Origin of the sequence: Izhakiella australiensis (assembly GCF_002006995.1) — a bacterium.
Classification (GTDB): domain Bacteria; phylum Pseudomonadota; class Gammaproteobacteria; order Enterobacterales; family Enterobacteriaceae; genus Izhakiella; species Izhakiella australiensis.
In genome coordinates this window covers 1-8,244 of sequence record NZ_MRUL01000040.1, presented here as the reverse complement: position 1 = coordinate 8,244, position 8,244 = coordinate 1, and the positions used below count along the sequence as shown (strand labels likewise).

The following is an 8,244-nucleotide window of genomic DNA, read 5'->3' as shown; positions in this document are numbered from 1 at the left end:
CGCAGTGGCAATGGTTTTATAATCACGAACGTCCGAATATGGCGCTGAATGGCTACACGCCAATGCAGCATATTCAACGTATGACCTGATTCTACTTATCACCTCCGTTAAAAATGGGGGGATTACCTATGAACAATGAGACAAATCAGGTAATACCATTACACAAGTAAACAATATTCGGAGGATTTGAAAAAATGAATACAAAGTTTTACACAAAGAAAAAGCCGTTGGTGGTGGCGCTATCGTTGGCTTTATTGACGGTTTCCCAAGCGGGATTTGCTTCAGATGATGGTGTCATTCTTGAGCAACCATCTAATCATGGGCCTGTGGTCAGAACAATTATATCTAACGGTTCCCCGAATACGGTAACAACAGGCAATTATCTCGTTGTTTTTGGCGGTGTTTATAACAGTAAACTTAATGGAGACAGTGAGGTCGAACTGTCTCCGACACAATCTGAATCCACTCAACCTTTTTCTTATTCTGAAAGCAATGTTTATAGTGATAGCGCTTCCCTGATCATTAATGACGGAGCTAAATCTGAGAAAGATAGTTTTACCGGAAATGCAGTGCAGACCATCAGTAATGGTGGCTCAGCCAGTGACACAACTTTCTCCGGCAATGCATCCCAGATACTGGAAGATGGCGCTCAATCAGAAAACACCACCTTTAATGACCACGCCAGCAGTATTGTTGGTGCAGATGCTCAGATGTCAGGTAACACCACCCTGAACGGAAATTCAGTTCTGACTGTTTTAGCCGCAGAGGATAACCCCACACAGCAACTTGAAAACGTTACCCTGAATAATAGCTCCAGACTACAGCTCCTTCCTACAGAGAGTAACAGCCATGAGGTTATGGCCGATACCATTACCATGAATGGCGGCAGCATCGCTTTCGGTCATGAAGCGGGAACGGGATACACGACTCTTTTTACAAGAGAAGTTAATGGTTCCGGCGGCAACCTGATAATGAACGGCAACCTCGCCGAACATAATAATGACCAGCTTGTCACTGACAACATGTCCGGAAAATACAACATTCACCTGAATAATCAGGATTCAGGTAAAGAGCTTCCCGCTGGTGCGCTGAATGACCTTATCGTTGTTAATGGCAATAACAACGCTACCTTTACTCTGGATGGTGGTGCTGACCAGGGCACACACAAAGTTATTGTGGACACCCAAAAAGACCCCGTCACCGGTAAAACCGTCGTGGTGCTGGTCACTGACACCAGTCAGACCTCCCGCACCACCGATGCCGTGATGGGACTGGCTTCCGCCCCTCAGTACATTTTTGATGGCGAGATGCAGGCGCTGCGTACCCGTCGTGGCGACATTCAACGTTTTGACCAGGGTGAGGGCGGTGTCTGGGGCCGTTATCTGCATAATTCCACCGACATAACCGCCGGTGCCGGTTCAGATTACCGGTTAGGCCAGAACGGCATGGAAATTGGCGGCGACAAAGTGTTTGATGTGGCTGAGGGTAAACTTTCAGTCGGCGCGCTGACCTCCTATTCTAAAAGCTCCGTGAAACAACGGGGCGACAGCAGCCCGGTTGCCAGCTACGGGGCGGGTCTCTACTCCACCTGGATGAGCCCGGCAGGCTACTATGTCGACGGCGTTATCAAATACAATCGCTTCAGCAGCGACCTGCGCACTCACACGGACCGGGGGCAGCTGGTGAAGGGCAGCTACGACCAGAATGGCTATGGTGCCGCGCTGGAAACCGGTTACCAGTTAACCCTGGGTGATGGCATCAACGTCGACCCGTATGTGCGTGCCAGCTACTTCGCCGCGCAGGGCAAGGATATGGCGCTGAGCAACGGTATGAAAGCCGACATCGGTACCCAGAAATCAGCAAAAGGCGAGCTGGGAGTGTCCGTCGGTAAAGCCTTTGAGGTCCGCAGTGTGACCCTGAGCCCGTACGTGACGGCCGCTGTGGAGCACGAGTTTCTGAAGAACAACATCGTGACTTTTAACGACCGCTACACCTACAAAAACGACCAGTCAGGTACGCTGGGCAAGTATGGTGCCGGCATGACCGCTCAGGTAAGCAAAAACGCCCAGGTGTTTGTGGAAGCGGATTATCGCAAGGGTAACAAGGTTGAAAGCCCGATTATGGCCAATGCCGGGTTCCGGATTAACTTCTGATTGTTTCAGCGAAATAACAACAGCCCCGGACACACCGGGGTTCTGTCGCATTAAGAAGTGGTCTGGTAACATACTGTTTTTTTGGTTGTGTCGCATTAACGGTGTCAGGTTGCCGGAAAGCTGGTCTGTTTGTTTTTTATGCAACCGGAAGATAAAACTGCTCTGCCGGGGACAATCCGTCCCCGTGCGGATGCTGAAGCTGTCCCAGGTTCTGTCGCATTAAGGTAAGCGTTAGGTGAGCGCCGTATTGACGACTATTGCTTGGTGAGATCTACGTTCCATGGCAGCAGTTCGGCCACTTTGTTGCTGGGCCACTCTGGTAGTACGCTCAGGATATGGCGAAGGTAGGCTTCCGGATCGATACCGTTCAGCCTGCACGTTCCGATCAGACCATACAGCAGGGCACCACGTTCACCACCATGATCGCTGCCGAAGAAGATATAGTTCTTTTTACCCAGACATACTGCCCGTAACGCTCGCTCTGCTGCATTGTTATCCGGCTCTGCAAGACCGTCTGCGCTGTAGTAGCACAGCGCATCCCACTGGTTCAGCGCGTAAGCGAACGTCTCACCCGCCGCGATTTTTTCGACAGCGTTGCGCTTTTCTCCACCAACCAGTCGTGCAGGGAAGCCAGCAACGGTTTGCTCCGGGATTGCCTGGCTGCCCTGCCGGAATCCTCTTTGCGACCACGGAAGATAAACAGATGGCCGGAGAACGGGCTCTCATCAAGAGCATGCTGTACCAGCTCACCCAGGCCATTGAACGATTTACGCATGTCAGTGACGCCGGCAAACAGTCAGATACGGGTGCCTGACGGGAAGGATATCATTGTCTTCTCCCGGTCAGCTTGCGAAGCAGTACAGCCAGCAACTCAGGTGACGGGTTTTCCTGCGTCATTTTACCGAGGCGGAACTCGACGCAACAGGAGGAGGCGTTCAGCGCTGAGAACTGACCCGGGACAGTGTTTGTCCCGTCAGATGGCGTCGGATCAGATACCACCTCAACAGGCAGTATCGCGGGTAGTGATGAAGTCTCTATGGTAGCCGGCAGTCGGCGGGATATACGGCCCTCATTCTGCCAGAGCCGTAGCCATTTGAAGATGACGTTATCATTGCCGCCGTTTTCACGGGCAATCTGAGCGACGCAGGCCCCGGGACGGGAGGCCATTTCAACCATACGGAGCTTGAAGTCATTCGAATAATTTTTACGGAGTACTTTTCGCCAGGACTAGGATTTCATACTTAGATGTCCGTCTGTAACAGGTGGGCGTCTAAGTTACCAGCTCTGACTTAATGGCTACATAAGGCACTGGGTTTACGCTTACCTTCGCTCCCATTAGGCCGCCCCGTCGCACAACCGCCCGTGGGTGAGCAATGACAACGCGCATGTGGAGTCACTGTTCAGGACGCTGAAATATGTGCCGGCGTGGCCAGAGAAAGGCTTTTCAACGCTGGAAGAGGCGCGTGCTTGGGTGAAACGCTTCGTGAACTGGTACAACGAAGAGCATCGTCACAGCGGCATCCGCTACGTCACGCCATGTCAACGGCACAGTGGCGAAACCAGGATATTGCTGGCGCAGCGTAAATTAGTGTATGAGGCCGTGAAAGAGCTGAATCCATCTCGCTGCTCAGGAGCGATAAGAGGGGTCTGAGGTCCAATGGTGTAAAAAACCACGCTAAGAAGATAATTCATTGTTTAAATTGAAATTTAACGACCTCAGTTCTCCCTTCAAAATATCTTCCGGCAGGGTAAACGTATAGTGCCCCAGCATGTTGATATGACCGTGCATCAGTGGCGAAAGCCGGGCAATATGCTCATCCTCTGGCGTTTCGCCTGTTGAGCGAAGGCGTGAAAGCGCCTCCTGCATATAAAGAGAATTCCACAGTACTACCGCGTTAGTGACCATGCCGAGCGCACCCAACTGATCTTCCTGCCCTTCACGGTAGCACTCAGGGAATAAGTCAGATACCAGCGGACACACTGAGCAATAACGTCAACGGGATAATGCAGGCGTTTAAAGGATTTTTGGATCAGAGACATGGCCGGACAAAATTGCAAAAAAAACAGTAGGTTACCCGACCATTTCTTAATGCGACAGAACCCCCGGGAGTGACCGGTTTACCGGACTAAACCCGACTGAGATAATGACAGATACAGCCGGTTCCAGTGATCTGATCTTTGGCCTTTTCTGGCTGCTGGGCTATCAGTTTTCTCCCCGTCTGGCTGATGCAGGAGCCTCTGTATTTTGGCGTGTAGATAAAGATGCAGATTATGGCGTGCTGAATTATATCGCCCGCAATGCTGCGAATGCCCGGAAGATAGAGCAACACTGGGATGACATGATGCGCATGGCCGGCTCCCTGACGCTGGGGACAATTCGGGCGTCAGTTTTGATTCGTTCGTTGCTGAGCAGCGATCGCCCTTCAGGATTAACACAGGCCATTATCGAAGCTGGGAAAATAAATAAGACACTGTACCTGCTGAATTATATTGATGATGAGGATTACCGACGTCGTATCCTGACCCAGCTTAACCGGGGAGAAAGCAGACATGCTGTCGCCAGAGCAATTTGTCACGGGCAGAAAGGCGAGATCAGAAAGCGCTATCAGGATGGGCAGGAGGAGCAACTGGGCGCTCTGGGGCTGGTGACCAATGCCGTCGTGCTCTGGAATACCATTTATATGCAGGCCGCACTGGCACATTTGCGTGATGAGGGCGAAGTCATTAATGAAGAAGATGAAGTCCGGCTTTCGCCACTGCGGCATGCGCATATCAATATGCTGGGGCACTATACATTTACGCTTGCAGAACAAGTAACAAAGGACCAGCTCAGACCTCTTAAGCAGGGGGACTAGGCGGATGATTGGCCTTTATGACGGCCTAGTTATCAAGGCAATAAAACGCCGAGCTGGTTAAAAAATATGCTTAGCGTACGTTTTCGTACGGTTGGGCTTCAGAACCCGATCAATATTAGACCGTTGGTGTTGACGATAAGTGAATCACTTTTTACCCGTTATTGACAACTGAAAAGGCGTTTGAAAAAAATTCCTGACCGTGAACCAGCTATTGACTTACCATGATTCAGGCCATTGACTCGAAACGTTCACTGCCCGCTGGGATGATCTATATTTAAAGCGTCAAACATCCTTCAGGTGAATTCTATGATGCCCTCTAACAAACTGATACAACGTGGTTTACCTTCCGATATTGCAAAAAGAGATCATCGGCGCTGGTTTAATCCTCATCCGACACAGTCTACCGGCCTTTGGTGCGAAGCCGGGGACAGTCTGGAGATAGTCTGTCATTACAACGGTGAAATACCTTCATCTGCTCCGAAACTGTGGATATATCCGGTGACAGAATCCGCTGATGCGCCAGAGAGTAAATCCCGGCAGTCAGTTCAGCTGAATTTTGGAACTCAGCGTATTACGGCCCAGAATCGCGGGATCATCTATTTTGCGGCCCCCAACTTTCCTCTGGATTCAGAAATTTATGCTCAGGTAGTCAGTGGAGCCCGCCGGATGCCGCGTTTTGTATTGGGCCTGGATACTCAGCAAACATGGAATCAGGCACTAGAGGATTTTAGCAATGCTCCCTATGGAGAACTGGTTGGTCAGAGAATGATTGTTGCTATGCCGCTACATGTGCTTAAAGAAAATATCGATAATCCCCAGAAAGTCTGCGGATTGTGGGATAAGATTGTGTCGCTTGCGGAAGAGTGCTATGGGCTGCACACAAATTATCCTCGTCCTCACCAGGCTACGCCATTTCAGTATATTTTTGAGACCAAACCTTCTTCGACCGGGGGCTATATGTCTGCGTCGAACGCTTGGCTCGGAACCAACTTCAGTGGTGCGTACTGTGTTTGCAACAGCCGGTATCTGACAGAAGATGGCTGGGGCCCCTGGCATGAGTTGGGGCATCATTACCAGCTGGACGATGTACGCTGGGATGGACTGGGGGAAGTGACGGTCAATATTGTATCACTCTATGTACAGAGCGCACTGAACGGAAGAGCAACCCGGCTGGACAGTATTTGGCCCGAAGTTTTTGAATATTTTAATGAAAATGACAGAGACTACAGCAGATTAGGACTGTTTCATCAGGTTGCTATGTTCTGGCAGCTTACCCTTGCATTCGGCAGGGATTTTCATGCCCGACTCGGACAACGTTATCGTATCCTGAAAGAAACAGAACGCCCACAGAACAGTAATGAAAAAATTCAGCGATTTATACTTGAATGCAGTCGGGTATCTGGTTTTAATTTATTAACGTTTTTTGAACAGTGGGGACTGAAGACGCTTCCGGAAACGGAGCGGGAAATAAACAATATGGGGCTGCTCGATTTAACGAAACCCATATGGAAAAATACCGACGAAAATCCAGTTTACCAGTTCCCAGTACAGGAGCAAAGTATTACCGGGCAGATTAATCTTCCAGAACATATTCATGAAAATGGGATTTTTGATGTGTCAGCGTTCGTCACAAATAAGAATCATAACACGTTAAGTTACCAGTGGGAAATACCCGAAGGGTTCTCTTTTTTATCCTCACCGGAAAATCAGAGCGTTACGATTTCCACACCACGAGATGTTATACAAAATAGTTCCGCGCTGATAAGAGTTTTTGTAAGTACTTCCGATGGTCGAGAGATGGTTATCGGTGGTAAATTACACCTTAAAGTTACAGGAGAGAGAGAAATATATTCAGAAGAGCACATAGATATTGCGATGATGAGAAAATATAAAACAGACAAACTACATGAGTGGTCTGACTCTCGTCAGGGGAAAGTTGGTGATATTTATCTTGGTGCATGGAGCGATGGAAGTCGTGAGTATTTTCGTTTAAAGCACACACCTTACTGGTATTTCCCTACCGATCAGAAAGACAATTCCTGGTGGGAATTTCTTTTTAAATATACAGACCAGTATTGCCTGGATAATACAAACCCTGCCGATATTGTCACCAGAAAGAATCATTTGTATGGTTTCCGCTCTGCGCCACTAAGTGAAGCAGTATTTATTGAAAGAATAGGAGCATTATCAATATCCGGGGGCGACATCGGCACCAACCTTACCGAGGAATTTTTCCATACCGCGGGAAGATATATTGTAGAAGTTTACAACAGGAGTGATATCAGAAATAAAACGAATGTCATCCTTGAAATACTGGAAACCAGCCTCGTAGTACAACATACCCGCATCGTTGGTGCGGCCGGATACCCTATGAGCAATCAGATGTTCCTGCAACGAGCAGGTGCGACCACCCTGGATGGAAGTTCTATTACCCTCACACCAACACCTGCTGATTGTATTCATAAAGGGCATTATCTTATTGTATTAAAGGCTGGAAAAAATAATCAGTATACATGCAATGTTATATATGACGTCATTTCACCAATACCACCGCACCGATCCCACATTTTATGGGACCAGGATTCGGATGAGACGTGGTGTGGAACGAAGAATTAATATCTTCCTGGAGGGGAGTAAAAAATCTGGCTGGGCCCGTTTAAAGAACGGGCAATCAGACATAGCAGTCGTGTAATTAGGGCAGACCTGAGACGGAGCTGCAGGCCAACGAATGGCTCTGGAACTATCTGAGCCGTTATAACGCACAGCGTCACCGCAGTGAGAAACATTCCCGACTGAAGGACTGGCTGGCAAATATCCTCAAGGAAGAGGTGAGGGATATGTGCAGCCGGGTACAATACTGTCGGTTCGCCCGGAAGCCGGAATTCCGCAAGGTGGGTGTTAATGCGCGGATAACAAAAGATGGCACCGCATGAGAAATTTAACTTGATATGGCGGGTGAACTGTAGTGATCCTACCCACGTAATGTGGACACTGCCCTAAGCAAGGTTCTGGTTTTCAAATTGTTCCGGGCTGAGACCGTCACAGGCACTGTGACGACGCCACCGATTGTAATCACACTCGATACAATTAAACACCGTCGCCCGCATTATTTTGATCCCTTCCCAATATCAGTGCAGGGGTAAATCAGAGATCCTGACTTTTTTGGAGACTTCGGATAAATTCCTCCGGAGTCCGGTTATTTAATGATGAATGCGGTCTTTCACGGTTATATTCCT

The 8,244-nt window shown here is 49.0% G+C and carries 2 protein-coding genes and 9 pseudogenes; 5 read left to right on the top strand and 6 right to left on the bottom strand.

Annotated elements, in window-relative coordinates:
- The first annotated feature begins 194 nt into the window (after positions 1–194).
- Positions 195–2,153: an autotransporter outer membrane beta-barrel domain-containing protein gene (locus BTJ39_RS23685; protein ID WP_078005121.1), complete on the top strand. Its 1,959-nt coding sequence runs from the start codon at positions 195–197 to the stop codon at positions 2,151–2,153.
- 254 nt (positions 2,154–2,407) lie between these two features.
- On the opposite strand, the pseudogene BTJ39_RS23680 reads toward BTJ39_RS23685, so the two are convergent.
- The 3 pseudogenes from BTJ39_RS23680 to BTJ39_RS23675 all read right to left on the bottom strand — a co-directional run.
- Positions 2,408–2,817 (bottom strand): annotated as a pseudogene (locus tag BTJ39_RS23680) (IS66 family transposase); the annotation flags it as partial.
- Positions 2,818–2,823: 6 nt separating this feature from the next.
- Positions 2,824–2,949: pseudogene (tnpB, locus tag BTJ39_RS24430) on the bottom strand (IS66 family insertion sequence element accessory protein TnpB); the annotation flags it as partial.
- 29 nt (positions 2,950–2,978) lie between these two features.
- A pseudogene (locus BTJ39_RS23675) lies at positions 2,979–3,377 on the bottom strand (transposase); the annotation flags it as partial.
- Between the two features lie 121 nt (positions 3,378–3,498).
- Here BTJ39_RS23675 and BTJ39_RS23670 point away from each other — a divergent pair.
- Positions 3,499–3,804: pseudogene (locus BTJ39_RS23670) on the top strand (integrase core domain-containing protein); the annotation flags it as partial.
- A 24-nt stretch (positions 3,805–3,828) separates the two neighbouring features.
- Here BTJ39_RS23670 and BTJ39_RS23665 read toward each other — a convergent pair.
- Both BTJ39_RS23665 and BTJ39_RS24425 read right to left on the bottom strand, forming a co-directional pair.
- Positions 3,829–4,098 (bottom strand): annotated as a pseudogene (locus BTJ39_RS23665) (Tn3 family transposase); the annotation flags it as partial.
- Between the two features lie 2 nt (positions 4,099–4,100).
- Positions 4,101–4,193: pseudogene (locus tag BTJ39_RS24425) on the bottom strand (IS6 family transposase); the annotation flags it as partial.
- 80 nt (positions 4,194–4,273) lie between these two features.
- Between BTJ39_RS24425 and BTJ39_RS23660 the strand changes: the two are divergent.
- From BTJ39_RS23660 to BTJ39_RS23650, 3 genes and pseudogenes are all read left to right on the top strand, one after another.
- Positions 4,274–5,008 (top strand): annotated as a pseudogene (locus BTJ39_RS23660) (Tn3 family transposase); the annotation flags it as partial.
- A 306-nt stretch (positions 5,009–5,314) separates the two neighbouring features.
- Positions 5,315–7,624, top strand: a complete 2,310-nt coding sequence (locus BTJ39_RS23655; protein ID WP_078005118.1) for a M60 family metallopeptidase — start codon at positions 5,315–5,317, stop codon at positions 7,622–7,624.
- An 83-nt stretch (positions 7,625–7,707) separates the two neighbouring features.
- Positions 7,708–7,938: pseudogene (locus BTJ39_RS23650) on the top strand (IS481 family transposase); the annotation flags it as partial.
- 66 nt (positions 7,939–8,004) lie between these two features.
- Here BTJ39_RS23650 and BTJ39_RS23645 read toward each other — a convergent pair.
- Positions 8,005–8,121, bottom strand: a pseudogene (locus BTJ39_RS23645) (IS3 family transposase); the annotation flags it as partial.
- Between the last annotated feature and the right edge of the window lie 123 nt (positions 8,122–8,244).

Excerpts from the sequence above, each read along its gene's own strand:
- BTJ39_RS23685 (WP_078005121.1), top strand. The coding sequence starts at position 195 with ATGAATACAAAGTTTTACACAAAGAAAAAGCCGTTGGTGGTGGCGCTA.
- BTJ39_RS23655 (WP_078005118.1), top strand. The coding sequence starts at position 5,315 with ATGATGCCCTCTAACAAACTGATACAACGTGGTTTACCTTCCGATATT.